General features: G+C 74.9%; 12 protein-coding genes. 8 read left to right on the plus strand and 4 right to left on the minus strand.

The window, feature by feature from the left end:
- Positions 1-235: 235 nt before the first annotated feature.
- The 8 genes from N0B34_RS10370 (at position 236) to N0B34_RS10405 (ending at position 8,980) form a co-directional block, all read left to right on the plus strand.
- On the plus strand, positions 236-1,978 hold the full coding sequence (locus N0B34_RS10370; protein WP_263731315.1) for a hypothetical protein: 1,743 nt from the start codon (positions 236-238) through the stop codon (positions 1,976-1,978).
- Positions 1,978-2,634, plus strand: coding sequence for a LysM peptidoglycan-binding domain-containing protein (locus N0B34_RS10375; RefSeq protein ID WP_263731316.1), 657 nt, complete (start codon positions 1,978-1,980; stop codon positions 2,632-2,634). The genes N0B34_RS10370 and N0B34_RS10375 overlap by 1 nt, the downstream gene beginning before the upstream one ends.
- A gap of 2 nt (positions 2,635-2,636) precedes the next feature.
- Complete coding sequence (locus N0B34_RS10380) at positions 2,637-4,421, plus strand: phage baseplate assembly protein V (RefSeq protein ID WP_263731317.1); 1,785 nt, start codon at positions 2,637-2,639, stop codon at positions 4,419-4,421.
- Positions 4,421-4,858: a GPW/gp25 family protein gene (locus tag N0B34_RS10385; protein WP_263731318.1), complete on the plus strand. Its 438-nt coding sequence runs from the start codon at positions 4,421-4,423 to the stop codon at positions 4,856-4,858. Before N0B34_RS10380 ends, N0B34_RS10385 begins: the two co-directional genes overlap by 1 nt.
- Positions 4,858-6,807 (plus strand): putative baseplate assembly protein, encoded by a 1,950-nt coding sequence (locus N0B34_RS10390; protein WP_263731319.1) that lies wholly within the window; start codon positions 4,858-4,860, stop codon positions 6,805-6,807. The genes N0B34_RS10385 and N0B34_RS10390 overlap by 1 nt, the downstream gene beginning before the upstream one ends.
- Entirely contained in the window at positions 6,804-7,346 is a 543-nt protein-coding gene (locus N0B34_RS10395) for a phage tail protein (protein WP_263731320.1), read from the plus strand. The genes N0B34_RS10390 and N0B34_RS10395 overlap by 4 nt, the downstream gene beginning before the upstream one ends.
- Positions 7,339-7,917: a hypothetical protein gene (locus N0B34_RS10400; RefSeq protein ID WP_263731321.1), complete on the plus strand. Its 579-nt coding sequence runs from the start codon at positions 7,339-7,341 to the stop codon at positions 7,915-7,917. Before N0B34_RS10395 ends, N0B34_RS10400 begins: the two co-directional genes overlap by 8 nt.
- Positions 7,918-8,098: 181 nt before the next feature.
- Positions 8,099-8,980 (plus strand): type IV toxin-antitoxin system AbiEi family antitoxin domain-containing protein, encoded by an 882-nt coding sequence (locus N0B34_RS10405; RefSeq protein WP_263731322.1) that lies wholly within the window; start codon positions 8,099-8,101, stop codon positions 8,978-8,980.
- An 87-nt stretch (positions 8,981-9,067) separates the two neighbouring features.
- Here N0B34_RS10405 and N0B34_RS10410 read toward each other — a convergent pair whose 3' ends face one another.
- Genes N0B34_RS10410 through N0B34_RS10425 form a run of 4 tightly spaced genes read right to left on the minus strand, consistent with a single transcriptional unit; the run spans position 9,068 to position 20,696 of the window.
- The gene (locus N0B34_RS10410; protein WP_263731323.1) at positions 9,068-15,217 is read right to left on the minus strand and encodes a beta strand repeat-containing protein; all 6,150 of its coding nucleotides are present in this window, start codon (positions 15,215-15,217) and stop codon (positions 9,068-9,070) included.
- Between the two features lie 14 nt (positions 15,218-15,231).
- Complete coding sequence (locus N0B34_RS10415; protein WP_263731324.1) at positions 15,232-17,823, minus strand: carboxypeptidase-like regulatory domain-containing protein; 2,592 nt, start codon at positions 17,821-17,823, stop codon at positions 15,232-15,234.
- A 1-nt stretch (position 17,824) separates the two neighbouring features.
- A complete protein-coding gene (locus N0B34_RS10420) occupies positions 17,825-20,062 on the minus strand; it encodes a carboxypeptidase regulatory-like domain-containing protein (RefSeq protein WP_263731325.1) in 2,238 nt (745 codons plus the stop codon).
- A 7-nt stretch (positions 20,063-20,069) separates the two neighbouring features.
- Positions 20,070-20,696: a DUF4255 domain-containing protein gene (locus N0B34_RS10425; RefSeq protein ID WP_263731326.1), complete on the minus strand. Its 627-nt coding sequence runs from the start codon at positions 20,694-20,696 to the stop codon at positions 20,070-20,072.
- Positions 20,697-20,860: the final 164 nt, after the last annotated feature.

Genomic DNA, 20,860 nt, shown 5'->3' on the forward strand with positions numbered 1-20,860 from the left:
GGCGGGCCGACCGTTGCGGCGCGCACTGGGCGCGCCCGTGCGCCTGCGGCCCGCGGGCGCGGGGGCGGTCGGCGCTCCGGTCGGCGGCGGACGAGTGCGGTCCGACGCTGGTGCCCGCTCCGCAGGTTCGTCCTCGAAGACGCGTCCGACCAGGGGCGATGGCTCCGGCGCGATGCGGACACCGGCCCCTGCAACCTCCGCGGCGGCATCGGCAGCGCCTCTGACGTCGTCGCCGGTGACCCGCGGCACTGCGGCTCCGGCCCCGCTCGCCGAGTCCGCCGCCGTGCCGTCGGAGATCGCACAGCCGACCGCGGCGCAGCCCGCCCCGACGGCGCCGACCACCGTGCAGCGCACCGCGGGCGTGCCGACGCCTGCCCAGCCGACCCCTGCCCAGCCGACCCCTGCCCAGCTGACCGCAGCCGTCGCCGCGCCGGCGCAGCCGAGCGCTGCGCAGCCGGACGCTGCTCCAGCTCACGCCTCCGCGCAGCCGGCGGCTGCTCAACCGGCCCCAACGGCTGCTGCCCCGCCGATCGCCGCGCAGCCCACCGCGGCCGCCGACGCCCATGCCCGACCGACGTCCGTCCCGGCACAGGGACTCGAGGTTCCGGATGCCGTCGTGCACGGCGCCGGGACGTCGCGGCGCCCGCGCCGCGCCGCGAACGTGCGCCGGTACACCGGGTTGCCGGTGGCGATCGACCGGTTGGCCGTCGGGCACGGCGTCGACGACGGGCTGGTCGGCAGCGCGGCCAGTGCCGGACGCGCGGTGCGCCACGGAGCAGCATCGGCCGTCGTGTCCGCCCGCCATGGCGGAGCGCTGACCGTGGTGGCCGAGGGGGGCGCGGCCGCCGATCGGGGTCGCGGCGCAGCACTCGTCTCCGGGGGGACGTCGCTGCAGCGCGTGGCGCCGCGCGGCGTGCTGCCTGCTGCGGCGGGGACGCGGGGCGGCGTGCGGACGGACGCGGGTCGCACGGCACCGGTGCGGCGGGTCGAGGCCGCACCCGGACGTCGCTCCTGGTCGCTCGGCATCGTCGGTCCGGACGGACCCGGCACGCCCGCGTCGCCGAACCGACCGGGCGGCCCGGACGGACCTCGTGCGCCGATGCGCCGACGAGCAGCTCCCGCGGCAGCGACCGTCCGTCCGCTCGTGGCCACCGGGGGACGATCGACGCCCGTCTCCGCACCTGCGCCTGGAGACGTCCGACGCAGTGCGAGCGCGCTGCTCGGCGCAGCCGTGTCGGGCACCGCCGGGCCCGTCGAGGCCGCCCCGTCGACAGCCGTCCGCCGCGCGTCCGCGGCCGCCACGTCTCGCCGCAGCGCCGGCGCGGCACCCACCCTGCACCGCACCCCCGCCGCGGCACTGACCCTGCACCGCAGCGCCGGTGCGCCGGTGGAGCTGTCCGGGGTCGCCTCCGGTTTCGTCGTGCTGCCGCCGCGCACCACGGGCCTCGGTGCTCGACCGGGAGGGCCGCCCGAGCCGTCGTCGGCCCGCGCCGGCCGACGGCCGTCGGACCGCCCTGCGCCGTCCGGCCCCGCCGACGCAGTGCGTCGCTCCGCGGCCGCCCCCGCACCGTCCAGCGCAGGATCGCCAGCGGGGTCCGTCCCGGCGCGGCTCGCCGCCCTGGTCGCAGCCGAGGCGGCCGGTGCGTTCGAGAGCACCTCCGCCGGCCGCACCGGCTGGGCGGGCACGGCGTTCGGCACCGGCTCGGGCGGCCCCGTCGGCGGCCCTGCCGGCCCCGTCGGAACCCCGGGCGTCCCCAGCGCCGCCACCGTCCTGCGCACCACCGAGGGAGCCGTCATGACCCCGAGCGCCGCGGACCGCGTCAGCCGGTCCTGGTCCCCGCCCGAGGACCCGTCGCAGGCCGCGTTCCCGCCCGAGGTGATGGACGAGCTGGTCGACCGGGTGGTGGAGCGGTTGGAGGACCGCGTGGTCGAGGAGCTCGAGCGGCGCGGGCGCCGCCGGATGCCGGGGGTGTTCTGATGGCCGCGACCGAGAAGGCGTTCCTGGAGATCGAGAGCGGCGAGCGCCTGCCGTGCCTGTTCAACCCGGCGCAGCTGGCGATCACGCGTAGCAACAGCTGGGCGGGGGAGTCGATGCCGGGCCGGGGCGTGCCGCGGCTGCGCTACGCCGGTGCCCGGCCGGCGACGATGGCCGTCGAGCTGTTCTTCGACACGACCAACGACGGCACGGCCGTCACCCGGTACACCGGCAAGATCCTCGGGCTGATGGAGGTGGACCCGTCGTTGCCGGGCGCCAACGACGCCACCCACAACGCCCGGCCGCCGTACGTGACGTTCCACTGGGGCGACCTGCACTCGTTCAAGGCCGTCATCGCTCACCTGGACCTGACGTTCACCTACTTCTCGTCCACCGGTGTCCCGCTGCGCGCCACCCTCGCGCTGGTGCTGCGCCAGTACGAGGAGTCGCACGCGTTCGGCCCCCAGAACCCCACCTCCGGCACGCCGCGCCCGCACCGGGTCCACCAGGTGCAGCCCGGCGAGACGCTGGACCGCATCGCCGCCCGGTACTACGGCGACGCGACCCGCTGGCGGACGCTCGCCGTGGCCAACGGCATCGAGGACCCGCTGTCGCTGCGTCCCGGTTCCCGGCTGTCCATCCCGCGGCTGGAGGTGTGAGCGTGTCCGTCGCCCCCCTCGCCTCCGACGGCATGGCGCTGGCCCCGGTGGTCGCCGCCAACGGCACCGAGCTGCCCGCCGCCTGGAGCAACGCGCTGGTCGAGCTGCGCGTGCGGCGCGCCGTCCGCACCATCGGGCGCTGCACCATGCGGTTCGTCGACCCCGGCTACACGCTCGCGCAGGCGAGCAAGCTCAAGGTCGGCACGCCGGTGCGGGTCACCGCCAAGGGCGTCGAGCAGGGTGCCACCGCGACCGTGGTGTTCCAGGGCAAGGTGACGTCCACCGGGGTGGAGCACCGCGACGGGGGCCAGCCGGAGCTGCACGTCGTCGCGGAGGACCTGGCCTTCGAGCTGAGCCGGTCGGCCCGGGCGGCGACGTACCTCAAGGTCACCGCCTCGCAGATCGTCGAGAAGGTGGTGCGCGCCGCCGGCGCGAGCCCGTCCGTGACGGCCACCTCCGCGGTGCTGGAGTACACGCTGCAGACCGACACCGACCTCGCCTTCGTCGACGAGCTGTGCCGGCGCAACGGGCTGGACTGGGAGATGGACGGTTCGACGTTCCGGGCGTGGGCCCTGCCGGACGGGACCGGGTCGGCAGCCGTGCGGCTCACCGTGGGCGACAGCCTGCGGGAGTTCTCCGCCCGGGTGTACGCCGATGCGCCCAGCTCGGTGCGGGTGCGCGGCTGGGACCACCTGAAGAAGACCGAGGTGGTGGGCGACGCGCAGACCAGCCGGTCGGCCGTGCCGGACGGGCTGGGGTCCCTGGCGCCGACCTCCGGGCTGGCGGCGGCGACCGTGCTGGACGCGCAGGCCGGGCCGGTGGACCAGTCGGACGCCGAGGCGCTGGCCAAGGCCGTCGGCCGGCTGAACGGCGCGGTGCTGGCCCGGGGACGCTGCGAGATCACGCCGACGCTGCGACCCGGGGTGCTGGTGCAGGTCCGCGACGGCGGTCCGTCCTCCGGCACGTACTACGTGCGCGAGGTGGAGCACACCTACCGGCCGGCCGGGTTCCACACCAGCTTCGTCGCGGGGGACCGGGAGCCGGGCACGCTCGTCGCACCGACGATCGCGACGGGGAACGGGTCGAGCTTCACGCACGACGGGCTGGTAGTGGGACTGGTCTCCGCCATCGACCAGGACCCGCAGGCAGCAGGCCGGGTCAAGGTGTCGCTGCCCGGCCTGGACAGCACCATCGAGTCGCAGTGGGCCCGGCTGGCGGTGCTCGGCGGCGGTGCCGACCGGGGCATGGTGTTCCTGCCCGAGGTCGGCGACGAGGTGCTGGTCGGCTTCGAGGGCGGCGACGTGCGCCGGCCCGTGGTGCTCGGCGGGCTGTTCGGCACCAAGGACAAGATCCCGACCAGCCTGGTGGCCGACGGCGCGGTGGCGCACCGCACGCTGACGTCCCGGCTGGGTCACGTCGTCGAGCTGGCCGACGGGACGGGCCCCGACACCCAGCACATCCGGCTCGCGCTCGCGGGCGGTGAGGCGCGGCTCCGGATCGGCAAGGACAAGGCCGACCTGACGCTGCCCGACGGCGTGCCGCTGACCATCGCCTCGGGCTCGTCGTCCATCAAGCTCGACGGCAACGGCGCCATCACGCTGTCCGGCACGACCATCTCCATCAAGGCGACCCAGGACCTCACGCTCGAGGGCGTCCAGGTGACCGCCAAGGGCACCGCGAAGGTGGCCGCCTCCGCCCCCGAGGTGGACCTGAAGGCCGACGGGACCGCCACGCTGCAGTCCTCCGGCATCACCGCCGTCAAGGGATCGATGGTGCAGATCAACTGATGAGCCTCTCGATCCCTGACCCCACGCAGGCCGTCCCCGACGCGTCGTTCATCGGGCGCGGGTTCAGCTGGCCCCTCGAGGTGGACCACCGCGGCGCGATCCGGCTCACCCAGGGCCCGGAGGACCTCGACCGGTCCATCCGCGTGGTGCTGCTGACCGCCCCCGGCGAGCGCGTGATGCGACCCCAGTTCGGCTGCCGCATCTGGGACCTGCTGTTCGAGCCGGTCAACGCGAACCTGCTCGGCCTGATCGCCGAGGCGGTGCGGGACGCCCTCGCCCAGTGGGAGCCGCGCGTCGAGGTGGAGGACGTCGAGCCGGTGCAGGACGAGGACGACGGCGGCCTGGTCCGCATCGCCATCCGCTACCGGGTCCGTGCGACGAACGACCGCCGCAACCTCGTCTACCCCTTCTACGTGATCCCGCGTGAGGACTCCTGATGCCGCCGATCCCCCCTCCGAACCTCGACGACCGGTCCTTCCAGGACATCGTCGACGAGACCAAGCGGCTGATCCCGCGGTTCACCCCCGAGTGGACCAACCACAACGTGTCCGACCCGGGCGTCGCGCTGATCGAGCTGTTCGCGTGGATGAGCGAGATGGTGCTGTTCCGGGTGAACCAGGTGCCCGAGCGGCTGTACGTGCACTTCCTCAACCTCGCCGGCATCGAACCGTTCCCGCCGTCGGTGGCCCGGACCGACGTGACGTTCTGGCTCTCGGCGCCGTCCGAGCGGCCGCTGACCATCCCGGCCGGCACCGAGGTGACCACGTCCACGAGTGCGGTGGACGCCGTGGTGTTCTCCACCGAGCACGAGGCGGTGGTCAGCCCGCCGCGGATGGTCGCCGCGCACTCGGCACGGGCCCGCGGCGAGCAGACGGTGGACGCCTGGGAGGACCTGACCTACCCCGGCAGCGCCGTGACCTGCTTCGTCTCCGACCCGCTCGAGCCCGGTGACGCGACCCTGTTCGGCTTCGCCGAGTCCCTGGCCGGCGCGGCGCTGCGGCTGACGGTCCAGGCGTCCGCGCAGGGCATCGGCGTCGACCCCACCAACCCGCCGCTGGCGTGGGACGTGTGGACGGGTGAGGCGTGGACGCCGGTGCGCGTGCAGCAGGACACCACGGGCGGGCTGAACCGCGACGGGCAGATCGTGCTGCTGGTGCCGCAGGCGCACGCCGCGCTGATGCTCGCGGGCACGACGGCGTACTGGCTGCGGGTGCGCCTGGTGCGCCCGGCACCCGGGCAGCCGACGTACCAGGCGTCGCCGCGGCTGCAGTCGGTGCGGGCCGAGGTGGTGGGCCTGACGGTGCCGGCCGAGCACGCGATGACGGTGGGGCCGGAGAACCTGGGCCGGTCGGTCGGCGTGCCGGCGCAGCAGTTCCGCGTCGCGTCGGTGCCAGTGGCCGCGCGGCGCGACGGCGAGCACGTGCGGGTGGTGACGACGGTCGGCGCCGAAGACTGGACCGAGGTGGCCGACTTCTCCGAGTCCGGGCCGGCGGACCGGCACGTGGTGTGGGAGTCGTCCACCGGCGTGGTGCGGTTCGGGCCGCGGGTGCGGTACCCCGACGGGTCGGTGCGCCAGCACGGCGCGATCCCGCCGGACGGTGCCCTGGTGCAGGTGACGGGCTACCGGCACGGCGGCGGTGCGGCGGGGAACGTCGGCGCCCGCACGCTGACCGAGCTGCGGTCCACGCTGCCGCTCGTCGCCAGCGTGGTGAACCTGGTGCCCGCCGCCGGCGGCGTCGACGCGGAGACGGTGGACGAGGCGAAGGTGCGCGGGCCCCTGTCGCTGCGCACCGGGCAGCGGGCCGTCACCGCCGGGGACTACGAGCGGCTGACGCGCGAGACCTCCGTCGAGGTGGCGCGCGCCCGATGCCTGCCGGGCACCGCGACCGAGAACGGTGCCGTGCGCGTGCTGGTGGTGCCGCAGGTGCGCACCGACCCGCGCACCCACAAGATCGACGACTTCGCGCTGTCCGAGCCGCTGCTTCACGCGATCGCCGACGTGCTCGAGGAGCGCCGCTGCGTCGGTGTGGCCGTCGAGATCGGCACGCCCTTCTACCAGGGCGTCAGCGTGGCGGCCCTGGTCAGGGCGCTGCCCGGGCGGCCGGTTGCGCTGGTGCGCCAGCGGGTGCTCGCCGTGGTGGACCGGTACGTCAACCCGCTGACCGGCGGGCCGACCGGCACCGGGTGGCCGTTCGACCAGGACATCACCGCGGCCGAGATCGCCCAGCTGCTCGAGGCGGTCGAGGGGGTGGAGCGGGTCGAGGAGGTGCAGCTGTTCGAGTACGACCTGCGCACCGGCCGGCGCCTGGGCAGCGGTCGCGACGTGCTGCACCCCGAGCCCCACACGCTGTTCCTGTCCGCCGAGCACCGGGTGGTGGTCCGATGACCCGCGACACGTGGCTGCTGGACCAGCTGCCGGTCGGCATGGTCAGCGACGAGTTCTTCGCGCGGTTCGTCTCGATCTTCCAGGCCGAGGCCGGCACGCTGCTGGCGCACGGCGACAACCTGCCCCACCTGGCCGACCCGACGGTGGCGCCGCCGGCGATGGTGCGCTGGATGGCCGACTGGATCGGCCTGGACGGCATCGACCCCGGCCTGCCGGAGCTGACCCAGCGACGCCTGGTCACCACGGCGGCGCGCACCATGCGGCGGCGTGGCACGCCCGGCGCCCTGCAGAGCTTCCTCGAGCTGTTCAGCGGCGGCCCGGCCCTGGTGGAGGACGGCGGCGGCGTGTGGCGGGAGGGCGATGCGCCGGCCGATCACGCCTGGGTGGTGATGCACGTCCAGTCCACCGGAGGGCTGGACGACGCCGACTTCGTCGCGCTGATCGCCGACCACGTGCCCGCGCACGTGCGCGCGCAGCTGTGGGTGGGGGACCGGGACATCTGGTCGGCCGCGCGTGCCGAGGGAGGCCGACGTGGCTGAGCCCGTCCGCGTGCCGGCGTTCCAGGCGCCGACGGGGCCGCTGCGGCCGGAGACGGCCCCGACGGCCGTGGTCCGCACGCCCGCGCTCGGTGGGGCTGCCCCGGCGCCGGTGGCGGCTCCCGCGCCGGCCGAGGTGACCATCGTCTGCCCGGAGTGCGGGACGGCCTCCACCGTCGCGCTGGCCCGGCGCGACGCCGACGACTTCTGCCCGACGTGCGACTACCCGCTGTTCTGGGCCCGCCCGCAGGACCGCACCGTCCCGCCGCAGGACGGTCCCGACGACGCCCGACGGCGCTCGCCCGGCGCGTCCGGCGCGATGCTGCTGGCCACCGTGCCGTGCCCGGAGTGCGAGGAGCTGAACCTGCCGTCGGCCGTGGTCTGCGTGCGCTGCGGGGCCGACATGGTGCCGCCGCCGCCACCCGTCCCGGTGCCGCTGCCGGTGCCCGAGCCCGTGGTGGTGGTGCCCGTGGTGGTGCCGCGCGAGCAGCCCAAGGTGCGCTTCCCGTGGTGGTGGTACCTGGCGATGGCGGCGATCGGCGGCATCGCGTGGTGGGTCAGCACGCACTACTGACCCACGGGACCTACAAGGCCAGGGGCCCGCGTGGAGACGAGGCGGTCAGCTGTCGGCTGCGCAGCGGTGCGTCAAACGGAGTGCTGCGATAGTTGCGCGGGACGCTACGGATGCAGCATCGATCTCTTCGGCGAAACGATCCATCACTGCAATAGTTGCCGCTTTTCGCTACTATTGCAGCGTGGAGCGAGTCGCTGTGGTGCTTGCGCGCGTGGCGCAGCTGAGCTCCGGCCAATGGGGCCTGCTGACCGCCGGCCAGGCCGAGCGTGAAGGCGTGCCCCGCTACCGGCTGGCTCGCCTCGCCGACCAGGGTCTGCTCGAGCGACTCGAGCACGGCGTCTACGCGGTGAGCGCGTCGCAGGCGGACGAGCACCGCCGGCTTCGTGCCGCGTGGCTCGCGCTCGACCCCACCCGCACCGCCGAGGAGCGACTCGGGGACCCGATCGGCAGCGGGGTCGTCTCGCACACCTCGGCAGCCAACCTCTACGGCCTGGGGGACCTGCTGCACGACATCCCCGAGCTGACGCTGACGACCCGCCGCCAGACACGGCGCGGTGTGCGTCTGCACCGAGCCGACCTGACCCCCGCGGACGTCACGCTGGTGGACGGCCTGCCGACGACGACGGTCGAGCGCGCCGTCGCGGACCTGCTGCGCGACGGCACCGACCTGGACCACGTCGCCACCGTCGTCGCGGACGGGGTGCGTCGTGGACTGGTCGACCGCGACCGCCTGTCGGCCTACCTGCAGCCTCTGGCGCACCGATACGGCGACCGCGACGGGGTCGAGCTCAGCGAGCGCCTGCTGGATCTGCAGGGCCTGTCTTCCCAGGCGCTGCAACGGCAGCTGGTCAACAGCCCGGTCGGGCAGCAGCTTCTCCATGCCGGCGGACTGGCCGCAATCACTCGCCTGGCCGACGCGATGCCCACGCCGGACATGGCTTCCCTCGTCACGCTGCTGAACCAGTCGAGCAGCATGAAGACCGCCCTCACCCCGCAGATCGCGCTCGCCGTGCTGAATGCAGGCAAACCGGTGGAGTCCTCTGCTCGGGAAGCCTCCGCATGAGCAGCGGCAACGAACGCGTCTACAAGGACGGTCGCGCAGTCTGGGAGGCGGCATGCGCACCAGAGGCCGGGGCGCCGAGCACCGCGGTCACGGCGTGATCGTCAGCGTCACGCCCGCGCTGGTCGAGGCGGTCAGCGTCGCCGTCTGCGCGTAGGCCGCCGTCAGCGTCGAGGTGCCGGCGGTCCAGGTCGACGTCGTCGTGCCCGGCACCGTCAGCGTCGCGGTCCCGTTGCTCACCGTCGCGGTGCCCAGGCTGGTGCCGTCCCGGCTGAACGTCACCGTTCCCGCGCCCACCGTCCCGGTGCCGCCCGTCACCGTGGCGGTCAGCACGATCGGCTGGGCGGTGCCGGCCTTGAACGTGCTGGTGTCGGAGGTCAGCGCGGTCGTGCTCGCGTAGCGCACGGTCACTGCGACGCCGGCGGACGTCGAGGACGCGAAGGTCGCCGTCCCGTTGAACTGGGCGGTGAACGTGGTGCTGCCGCCGGCCCAGCCGGTGGTGCTGGGTGTCAGGACGGCCGTCCGGGTGCCGCCGCTGCTCGACACGGTGACGTCACCGAGCGAGACGCCGTCCCGGAAGAACGTCACCGTGCCGCCGGTGAGCCCGGAGGCGCTGCCCGAAGCCGGGCTGACCGTCGCCGTCAGCGTCAGGGTGTCGCCGGGGGAGATGGTGGTGGGCGACACGGCGAGCGTGGTGGTGCTCGCCGACTTGGACAGCGCGAAGGCTGTGGTCACCTCGGACACGCTGGGGTCGGTGGTGCTGACCGCGGCGGACGTCGGCGACACCTGCCAGCCCGTCACGTTGGGCGTCACGGTGTAGTTGGACGTCCGGTCGACGTAGATCACCTCGGCACCCGTGTCGATGCCGGCGGTGCCGGAGTACACGGTGGTCCCGGAGGCGGTGCCGTTGCTGCGCGTGATGGTGAACGGCATGGACGGCGCGCCCGACGTGGCGGACGTGGCCGTCACCCGGATCCGCAGCTCGTCGACCGTCACCGTGACGGCGGTGTCCGTGGCGGCCACCGCCGCCGTGTACGTGCCGACGTGGCCGGCGGGGCCCGACACCGTCGCGGTCCAGGCGCCGGGTGGCACCTGGTTGAACGTCGTCGCGAACGTGCTGGTCCCCGTGCGCACCGCCGGCTGCGCCGCGAGCGCGAGGCCGCCCGACGGCGGGTTCGGCACCAGGGACACCAGCGCGCCGGTCAGGTCGAAGCCCTCCGGGGACGTCACGGTCACCGTCACCTGCCGGGACACCGTGTACAGCACGATGTCCGCCGAGTAGAGCTGCCCGCCGCTCAGCGTGACCGCCCTGGTGGTGGACCCGTACCCGGTCGCCGCGAACGCCAGCGAGTACGAGCCGTCGGCGATGCCGGTCAGCGTGAAGGCACCGGCCGCCGTGGTGGTCTGCTTCAGCACCGTCCCGCCGGAGTCCTTCAGCTGCACCGTCGCGCCGTCCAGCGCCACCGGCGCCGCGGCACCGGCCTGGCCGGACACCGTCCCGGTCACCGTGTTGCTGCGCACCGCGATCGGCAGGCTGAGGATGGTCGGCTCACCGGCGGCCAGCGTGATGTTCACGGTCAGAGGTGCGAACCCGCCGCCGTTGATGGCCACGGTGTACGTGCCGGGGTCGTTGCCGGTGAACACGTACAGGCCGCCGGTCGGCGCCGGCACCGGGCACGTGGTGGACGTGGACGTGGTGCAGTCCTGCGTCTTGGTGCCGTCCACGCCGATCAGGGCGACGTCCAGGGCGTTCACCGCAGTGGACGTCGGGTCGGAGGGGTCGTAGACGGTCAGCCGCAGGTCCACCGGGTTGGCCTTGAGCAGCAGGTCCTGGGTGACGTCCGCACCGGCGCCCACCGTCACGGTCACCGACGTGGACCCGTCGGCGAAGCTGTACCCGGCGGCGAGGATGGTCACGTTCCACGTGCCGGCGGACAGGCCCTGCGTGGTGGTGGTGCCGGTGATCCGGTACGCACCCGCGGCGTCGCTGGTGGCCGTGAACGTCTGCCCGCCGGCCTGCGCGGCGCGCACCAGCACGCCGGCCAGCGTCGCGGTGACGCCGCTGGACCGCTGCACGGACACCGTCCCGCCGATCGAGCCGAGCTTGGTCACGGTGACCGGGATCGGGTCCACCTGCCCGGCGGCGACCGTCACCGAGAACGTGTCGAACTCGAACCCGGCGGCCTGCACCAGCACCTGGTAGGTCCCGCTCGGCAGCTGCCCGAACGACACCGAGCTGGTGCCGGGGATCGCCGTCAGCGTCACGTTGGCCGAGCCGGGGCGGATCAGCGTGACCACCGGGTCCTGCACCGGGGTGCCGGGCGCGGGGCCCGTCACCACGGCCACCGTGAGGTTGCCGTACCGCGGCAGGTCGAAGGCGACGGTCGGGTACGCCGTGGGCAGCACGGGGACGGTGAACGTCAGCGTCCGCGAGTCGAAGCCGGGCAGCGATGCCGTCACCCGGTAGGTGCCGGGCCGCACCAGCGTGCCGCCGGCGGGGTCGGTGGGCTGCGACGGGTCGGACCACACCAGCGTGCCCTGGCCGGGGGTTCCGGAGACGACCGCCTGCAGCCCGGCGTTGCTGGCCCCGGGTGGTGCCTGGACCACGGTGAACGTGGTGCTGGCCAGCTCGGCGTCCGTCGGCGCGGGTGCACCGGTGAACGTGATGGTCCCGTCGAAGTGCCGGCCCGTGGGTTCGAGCACCAGCGGGGACGACAGGTCGGCGATGGTGATGCTCGACCTGATCAGCGTGCGGTACGGCGCCGGTGAGCCGGTGTACGACACCGTCACGTCGAGCTGGTCGGTCACCACCGGGAAGTACACCTGCGACGACGACGTCACGTCGGCGGGGCTGGCCACCACCTGGAACGTGCCGTCCGCCGCGGTGGTCACCTGCACCGACGTGGTGACCGGCACCAGGCCGGAGTATCCGGTCACACCGGTCAGCTGCACGGTGGCGCCGCCGACCGGGGTGAACGCCGACGAGGACAGCTGGGTGACCACGGTGCCGCTGAAGGCGTTGCGCGGGCGCGTCAGCACCACCTGGGTGGCGATCTCCTGGTTGTTGCCCACCGTCAGCACCGGCGACGAGGCCTTGAGCTGTACGGCGGACGTCGCACCCGGCGGGACGGTGGTCCACGTGACGTCGAACCGGTAGGAGCCGGCGGGCAGGTGCGTCACGGTCACCTGGCCGTCCGTGCCCGTGGTCCACGGCGTGGTGGGCGGCGTGTAGGTGCCCGACGAGACGCGCACGGCGGTGACGACGGCGCCGGGCGCGGGCACCAGCGACGACGTGCCGCTGTCGGACAGGACGCTGACCGCGACGCGGGCGAGCCGGTCCATCGTCGCGTCGTACCGGCGCACGTCGCCGGGGCTCAGCACGATCGACACGGGCGCGACCGGCAGGTACTCGTCGTCGCCCGGCTGCACCGACACGTCGAACTGGCCGCTGCCCAGGCGCTCGAGCGCGTACGAGCCGTCCGGCTTGGTGCCGGCGCACTTCGCACCGCCGGTGATGGTGCAGGTGACGGAGCCGTCGGGCGCGGTGGAGACGGCGCACGGGCCCAGGGGCGTGGTCGATCCGGTGGGCCGGGCGATCACGCACGTGCCGGCGGGCACGGCGCCGACCCGCGTGAGGATGGTGCCGACGACGGACGGCGACGGGTACAGCGCCACCTGGGCCGCCTCGACGGTCTGGCCCATCGGCACCTTGACCTTGACGGTGCCGGGCTCGTAGCCGGGAACCGAGACCGTCAGCGTGTACAGGCCGGGCAGCAGGCCGGTGTCGCCCGGCGCGGGGATCACGTACTCGAGGTCCGGTGCCGAGGTGACGGTGATGGTGCGGGTGGACCCGTCGGCCGCCGGCGCCGTCATGGTGACGGTGATCTGGCAGACCTCGGGCTTGCCGCTGGGGTCGAGGCCCAGGTTGGTGCACGTGATCTGGCCGTTGGTGCGGGCGTCGGACACCCGCCCCTTGATCACGGACGTGGACAGCAGCCCGGAGCCGGGGATCGGCGTCATCTCCAGGTCCGCCGTGGCGGCCGAGCCGGCGACGACGGTCACCGGGGCGAACGCCGCCAGGTGGCCGAACAGGTCCGCCGAGAGGACGTAGGTGCCGGGTGCGATGCCGTTGAACCGGAACGTGCCGTCGGCGTCCGACGTGCTCATCGTCTTGTAGGTGTTCACGCCGTCGGTCAGCTTCAGGCCGGCGCCACCGAGCCCCGTCCCGCTCGGCTCGCGCACCGTGCCCTGCACCACGCCGGTGGACAGGTCGAGCCGCATGTCGAGCCGGGCCGCCGACGAGCCGGTGCCGAGAGTCAGCTGGGTGGTCTGCGAGGCGTAGCCCGGACCGCTCACCGTCACCGTGTACGTGGACGGCACCGGCAGGTCGGCCAGCACGAAGGTGCCGACCTGGCCGGAGGTGACCGTCGACGCCGTGCGGGTGGTGGTGCCGTCGGTCGCGGTGACCGTGAGGCCGCCCACGCCGCCGATCGCGCCGAGCGCGTCCGGACCGGTGACGGTCCCGGCCAGCGAGGCGACGCCGTGCGACAGCGTCAGGTCGACCACCGAGCTGCCGCCCGGGCCGAGCGAGACCAGGCTCGACTGGGCGCCGTACCGGGTGGCCGCCGCGGTGACCAGGTAGGTGCTGGGCGTCGACAGGCCGGTGACCGACCAGGAGCCGACGTTCCCCTGCGTCGCGCTGCTGGTGGTCACCACGTTGGTGCCGTCGGTGATGGTGACGGCGACGCCGCCGAGAGGGCCGTCGGGGCCGGTGATGTGCCCGGACAGCTGACCGGCACCGGCGACCATCGTCACCTTGAGCGGGTTGGCGGCCGCCTGCGCGCCGGTGAGCTCGAAGCGCTGCGTCTGGAAGCCGGGCTTGGAGATGGTGACCAGGTAGTTCGACTGGGCCGACATGCCGGCGAAGGCCCACGTGCCGTCGTTGAGGGACGACGTGGTGCGGGCGCCGTCCGCCGGTCCGACGGCCTGCAGCGCCAGCGCGCCGGCCGCGACCTTGCCGAGGTCGGAGCGGTCGACGGGCGCGGACACCGGGACGGCCGGTGCGGCGACGACGTTCGAGACGGTGCGGAAGACGGCGTCGCCGGCGGTCTGCGCGTCGCCCGAGGCCGTGGCCGACGACGAGCCGTCGGCGGCCGTGCCGGACGCGGTGCCCGACGACGCCCCGCCGGCCGGTGCCGTCGCGCCGCCCGCTGGTGCCGGGCCGCTGTCGCCGATCAGCAGGCTCGCCGGCACCACCTCGACGCGGAAGCCCGACGGGTCCGCGGCCGTGACGATCCCCCCGATGCGCACACCGGTCGCCGCGCCGCCCGCACCGCCGCCCGACCCACCGGCCGCGCCGCCGCTCCCGCCCGTCGACCCACCGGCCTTCCCGGGTGCTGCCGTGCCGCCCGTCCCACCGGTCCCGGCCGGCGCCGGTGCCACCGCGGCCTGCCCGGCCGTCGTCGCCGACTGGCTGGCCCGGTGCGACAGCCACGGCAGCCCGACGGCCACGCCGGCCACCCACAGCCCGAGCACGGCGACCATCGCCACGCCCCGCAGCACCCCGGAGGACAGCAGCGGCCGGGCGGTCAGCACCGCCTGGGCGTGCGCGGGCGCCTGGTCGCCGTGCGCGCTGACCGAGTACGTGGTGCGCGTGCGGGGCCCGACCAGCCGCGGCCGGTGCACCGCGACGCGGGCCGGCAGGCGGACCGTCGCGTGCGCCGGGACGCTGACCACCTGGCTCTGCAGCTGCACGCGCAGCTGGTCCGCCGCGACGGCGTCCACCAGCACGTCCGCCGGCCGGTCACCGGTGTTGCTCAGCACCACCGCGACGCGGCGCGCCCGTACGGCGGTCGCCTCGGCCGGCTCCACGGCGAGCACCACGGCGCTCGGCGAGTCCACCACCAGCGCGGTGTCCACCATCGTGACGCCGTCACCGGCGCCGCCCGGCACCTGCGACTGCACCGCGAGCGCGTACGGGTACGTGCCCGGCAGGGCACCGCGGGCGATGCCGACGGCGACGTCCGTCGACGCGGTGGCGTCGGCCGGGACACCGACCAGGCGTGCGGCGCGGGGACGCCAGGCGCCGTCCAGCCCGATGGCGGACACGATGATGTCGCGGGGCCCGTCGGCCAGGTTGCGCACGTGCACGCGGACGGTGGCCTCGCGGCCCGCGGGCGCGTGCGCGCCGGGCTCGACCGCCACGCTGACGGTCGGCCTGCTCGGGTGCTGTGCGCTCATCGGCGGCTTGTCCCTCAGGGGATCGGGATGTCGAGCACCAGCTGCTGGCTGGGGTTCAACGTGGTCGGGGGGGACGTGGCGGCAGCGGCCGCGTTGGGCGACAGCTGCACCTCGAGCAGGTAGAACTGCGGCGCGTCGACGTCGGTGAACGAGTAGTGGCCGTTGCCGTCGGTGGTGGCCGTCGCCACGGGCGGCGCCGCGGTGCCGTACTGGGAGGCCAGGTACAGCGACACGACGGCGCCGACGGTGGGCGTGCCGCGCTGGCTGACCACGCCGCTGATCGCGGCGGGGGAGACCAGCACGGGGTCGAGCCGCTGCACCTGCCCGGCGGCGAGGGTGACGATCGTCGAGGTGGGCTGCGTGCCCTTGCGGCTGAACGTCACGGTGTACGTCCCCGGCGGCAGGCCTTGGATGGCGTAGGTGCCGACGCTGCCGGCCGGGGTGGACGCCGAGGTGACGGTGAACTGCGCCTGCCCGGAGCTCGCGCTGATCTGCACGTTGCCGGCGGGCGTCGCCGTACCGCCGCCGGCGGGGCTCTGCGAGACGGTGCCGACGATCTGCGCGGTGGCCGGCCGCATCTTCACGTCGACCGCCGTCGCGCTCGCCGCTCCGGCCGTCACCGTGCCGAACCCGTCCACGCTGACCGACAGCACCTGCGACTCCAGGTCGGAGCGGGAGAACGTCACCGTGTAGGTGCTGGGGATGTGCAGCCCCGAGATCGCCCACGAGCCGACCGGTGCACCGCTCTGCGTGACGGTCTGGCGGGTGTCGCCGCCGTCGGTGACCGTCACGGTGACCCCGCCGGTGCCGTCGGGCGTCGTGGCGGTGCCGGACAGGGTGCCCGCGGCGGCGCCCAGGGTGACGGCCACACCGGTGAGCGTCTGGGCGGCGCCGAGGTTGAGGTTGAGGGTGGCCGGTGCGAAACCGGGTGCGCTGACCACCACGGTGAACGTGCCCGGGGTCGGCAGGCCGCGCAGCGTGAACCCCCCGGGGGTGTCCTGCGTCAGCGTCACGGTGCGGACGGTCACCTGCCCGAACGTGGCGACGACGGTGGCCCCGGGCACCGGCCCGCCGGCGCCGGACACCACGCCGCTGATCGCACCGTCGCCGTCCAGCAGCTGCACCTGGATGCCGGTCCGGTTCTCCCCGGCGGCGACGTCGAGGCGCTGCACCTGGGTGCTGTAGCCCGTCTTCGTCGTCACCAGGTCGTACACCGCGGGGGACGGCACCTGGTCCAGCACGAAGCTGCCGTCCGCCCCCACCGGCACGCTGCGCACCACCGCACCGGACGTCGCACCCGCCGGCGCCTCACCGGGCGGCGGCGTCACCTTGCCGGCCAGCGGCGCGGTGTCCAGCGGCAGCTCCAGCCGCACGACGGCACCGGCCAGGTCGGTGCCGGTCACCGTGCCGGACACCGTCGCCGGCACGCCGCCCACCACCGCGACCAGGTCGGTCACGTCCTGCCCGGCCGCCAGCGGCACCAGCTGCGCCTTGGCCTGCGCCGAGGCCGCCGGGTACCAGACCTCGCCGAACCCGGCGGCGCGGAACCGCAGCAGGTACGAGCCGGCGGGCAACGAGCCGATGTGGAAGGCCCCGGCCGAGTCGGTCGCCGTGCTGGCCACCGGCGTGGTGGCGTCGGCCTGGTCGAAAGCGTCCACGGACACCGCCGCGACCCCGTCACCGGTGGACAGCAGCCGCACCTGACCGCCGAGGGCCGAAGTGCCGGTGGTCGTCTTCTGGTCGCGCGCCTGCGCCACCTGCAGCGCGACGTCCCGGTCGGCCGCGGACCGCTGCACCACCCCGCCCAGCGCCGTGGTGATCACGGCCGCGAACAGGGAGATCGCCACCACCAGGCCGACCATGGCCAGCAGCCCGCGGCCCAGCAGCGGCTTCTGCACGAAGACGCCCACCGCTGCGGGCGGGGACGCGGGCCGGCGGCCCAGCGGGTCGGCACCGTCCCGGGCGGCCCGCTCGACGGCCGCCGCCACGTCCCACGTGCCCAGCTGCGCGGGCAGCGGCGGGCGCTCGGCGAGCCGCAGCTCGAACGAGCGCGGCTCGGGGGAGCCCACCAGCGGCCGCTTCGCGGTCGTCCGCAGCTGCGTCACCAGCCGCTCGCCGGGGCTGAGGTGGAACTCGGACGGGTCGAAGGTGAACCGGACCGCCTTCTCGGGGTCGCTGCCGACGACCGCACCGTCCACGGCGGTGTTGCCGTTGTTCTCCACGGCGACCGCGAACGCCGCCGACCGTCCGCCGGTGGCCACCGTCGGCTCCAGGGTGACGTCCACCCGCGGCGCACCGGCGACGTCGATCACCAGCTCCTCGACGCCGGTGCGCCCCGGGCCGGTCAGCTCGCGCACCTGCACGGCCATCCGCCGCTCACCGGCCGGCAGCTCGGCCGGCAGGTCGAGCGTCAGCGTCAGCGTGGTGCTCTCGCCGGGGAACAGCGTGGGCTCGGCGGTGTCCGTGCGGACCCAGGCGGGGTCGACGCCGAGGCAGCGCAGGGAGTACCCGCTGATCACGTCGTCCGTGTTGGTGATGGTGACCGTCACGGTGCTCGGGGCGCCGGCGACGGCGCTGAGCCGGCGCGGGGCGAGGTCGACGCGCACGTCAGCCCGCCCCGGGCAGGCTCAGGTCCTGGCTGACGGTCCCGCCCGCGGTCACCGTCACCACGGCGGTGCTGACCACCACGCCGCCCTGGGACACGCTGACCGAGTAGGAGCCGGGCGGCAGCTGGACGAAGGAGTAGTACCCGGCCGGCGTGCCGGCGGCCGCCGTCGACGTCGTCGTCCAGCTGTGCTGCCCGTCGGTCGCCACCACGCTGACGCCGGCCGTGCCGACGGTGCCGGTGCGGACGACGCCCTGCACCGTGCCCCAGGACGGGCGCAGCGTGACGCTGACCGGCGGCGCCACCCCGGTGGACAGGTCGACCGCCACGCTCTGCGACGTGTACCCGGCGAGCGTGACGGTGAGCGTGTACAGGCCCGGCTTGAGCCCGGCCAGCGTGAAGGAGCCGACGGTGCCGGTGGTCAGCGAGGTGGCGCTGACCGCGGTGGGGCCGCCGGTCGCCGTGACGGTCGCCCGGCCTAGACCGCTGCCGTCCGGCGCCAGCACCCGGCCGGTGACGGTGCCGGCGCCTCCCGTCAGCGCGACGGCGAGGCCCGTCTTCGACTGGCCGGCGGTGAGGTCGACGACGACGGTCGACGGCGTGTAGCCCGGTGCGGTGAACGTCACCACGTAGGTGCCCGGCGTCGGCAGGTTGGGGATGACGAACGTGCCGACGGCGCCGACCGTCGGGGTGCCGACGACGATCGGGTTGCTTCCGTCCGCCGTGGTGACCGTGACACCGCCGAGCGGGGCCTTCCCGTCCGTCACCGTCCCGGAGATCTGGCCGGTACCGGCGCGCAGCGTGACGTTCGGCGCGAACCGCTGCTGCCCGCCGGTGACCGTCTCGGTGATGGTGGTCGGCTGGTAGCCGGGCGCCGTGAAGCTCAGCTCGTAGGTGCCGGGCGCCACCACGTTCGGCAGGGAGTACGTGCCGTCGGCGGCGGCGGTCACCGTGCGGGTGAGGGTCGCGTCGTCGCGCGCCCAGGTCGCCCGCGCGACGACGGTGGTGACGACGGGGGTGGTGACCACGCCGACGTCCACCTTGCCGCTGATCTGCGCCGCGGCGCCGGTGATGGTGAGGTTCACGCCGCTGGTGACCGTCTGCGCGACGGCGCTCACCGACGTGGCGCCGGACGCGTCGGCCGCCGCCGGGTACCAGACGGTGGTGTAGCCCTCCGCCCGCACGCTGATCAGGTACGCCCCGGGGAACAGCCCCGCGATCGCGTAGCTGCCGTCCTGCTGGGTGGCCGCCGAGCCGACCAGCACCGGGCCGTTGGCGGTGGACCGCCACGCCTCGACGGTCAGCCGCCCGACGCCCTGCTGGTCGCTGGTGGCGGTCACCGTGCCGGCCACCGTGCCACCGACGCCCGCCGGCAGCACCCCGTCACGCGGCACCGCACCGGCGGGTGCGCCACCGTCGCCCGCCGCGCCGGCCGCCGCGCCGGCGGCACCGCCCGCCCCCGTCACCCCCGTCGCCGCGAAGAACGACGCCGGGGCCACCTTGGTGAACGGGTCCGCGCCGAGCACGGCACCCACGCCGAGCAGGAACATCGTCGCCCAGGCCGCCAGGATCGCCGCCAGCACCAGCAGCGTCAGCACCCCGGCGCTGAACCGGGACCGCTGCCGCAGCACCAGCGGCAGCACCTGGTGCTGGTCCAGCGCGGTGCCCTCCACCTGCAGCGCCCGCTCCCGGTCGGGGCCGAGCAGCTGCCGCGGGCCCTGCACCCGCACCGCGCACGTGGCGGTCGCCCCCGGCGCCAGGCTCAGGGTGGACGGCGTCAGCGTCGCGGCCAGGCTCCGGTCGCTGTCCGTCGCGCGCAGCGCGACGTCGAGCGGCACGTTGCCGCGGTTGGCCACCTGCACCTCGAACGTCGCCCGGCGGCGTGCCCGGATGGTCGTCGGCGCCGCGCTCAGCGCCAGCTCGGGCCGCGTGGCCACCACCACGTCGACGTCGTGGTGCGCGGCGCCCGCCGTGCCCGCCTCGCCCGTCACCTGCACCGTGATCGGGTGCGTGCCGGCCGGGAAGCTGCTCGGCAGGTCGAGCCGCACCACCAGCTGCCCGGTCGCGTCCGGGAACAGGGCCAGCACGGACGGTCGCGACGACGTGTGCTCGGCGGGCAGCCCCAGCACCTGGGCGCTGACGCCGTCGATCACCGTGCCGGTGTTCACCACGTCGATCGGGATCTCGCCGGACCCGCCCGGGGGGACCTCGAGGACGTCGACACCGCTGAGCACGCGCACGGTCAGGTCACGCCCTGCGGTCGAGGGCGGCCGGGCGCAGCGGGGTGGCGGTCGCGTCGACCGCCGTGACGGCCGGGGCGGCGAGCTGCCACGGGTAGGCGTCCGCGGCCACCGTCGCCAGCAGCGTGAACGACGCCTTGAGCGTGCCGCCCAGGCCGGACCAGAGCTCGCGCGGCCGGTTCAGCTCGTCCACCGCCAGGCTCAGCTGCACGCTGGACTCCAGGGGGACGGTCAGGTGCTCCACCGGCAGCACCTGCTGCGTCACCAGCCGCGTCAGCACGTCGCCGAGCAGCTGGTGCTCGTCGCGGGTGCTCCCGGCCCACGCGCTGACCAGGTACGACAGCTGCACCATCGGCAGCGGCGCCCGGTGCTCGGCGCGCCCGTCGGGTCCCGGGCGCGAGGCGGCCGGCCGCGGCGGCACCGGGCTGCGTCCGACGTTGTAGAGGAACAGGCTCACCGTGATTCGGTTGACCTGCGCGGCCCAGGTGGACGACGGCGCCTCGAAGGAGATGTCGCCCGTCTCGGTGCTGAGCGGGAGGGCGGAGCGCAGGTAGCTCTCGAGCCCGTCCTCGACTGCGGGGATGAGGATGGCGGGCTCCCTTCTGCTCGACGTGCCGCCCGTGGGCCCGGTCACCGGCCCAGCAGCCGTCGCATGCCAGAGGCCGTCGCTGCCAGCAGCCACCGCACGCCGGAGAGGCGTTGCCGATGCTAGGAACCGGGCGGAACGGCCAACATCGGTAATCGCTACCGAAGTTGCCGCCCAGCCCTCGACCGTGCGCACGCGCCGCGGTCAGACTC

Origin of the sequence: Cellulomonas sp. SG140 (assembly GCF_025770785.1) — a bacterium.
Lineage (GTDB): Bacteria > Actinomycetota > Actinomycetes > Actinomycetales > Cellulomonadaceae > Cellulomonas.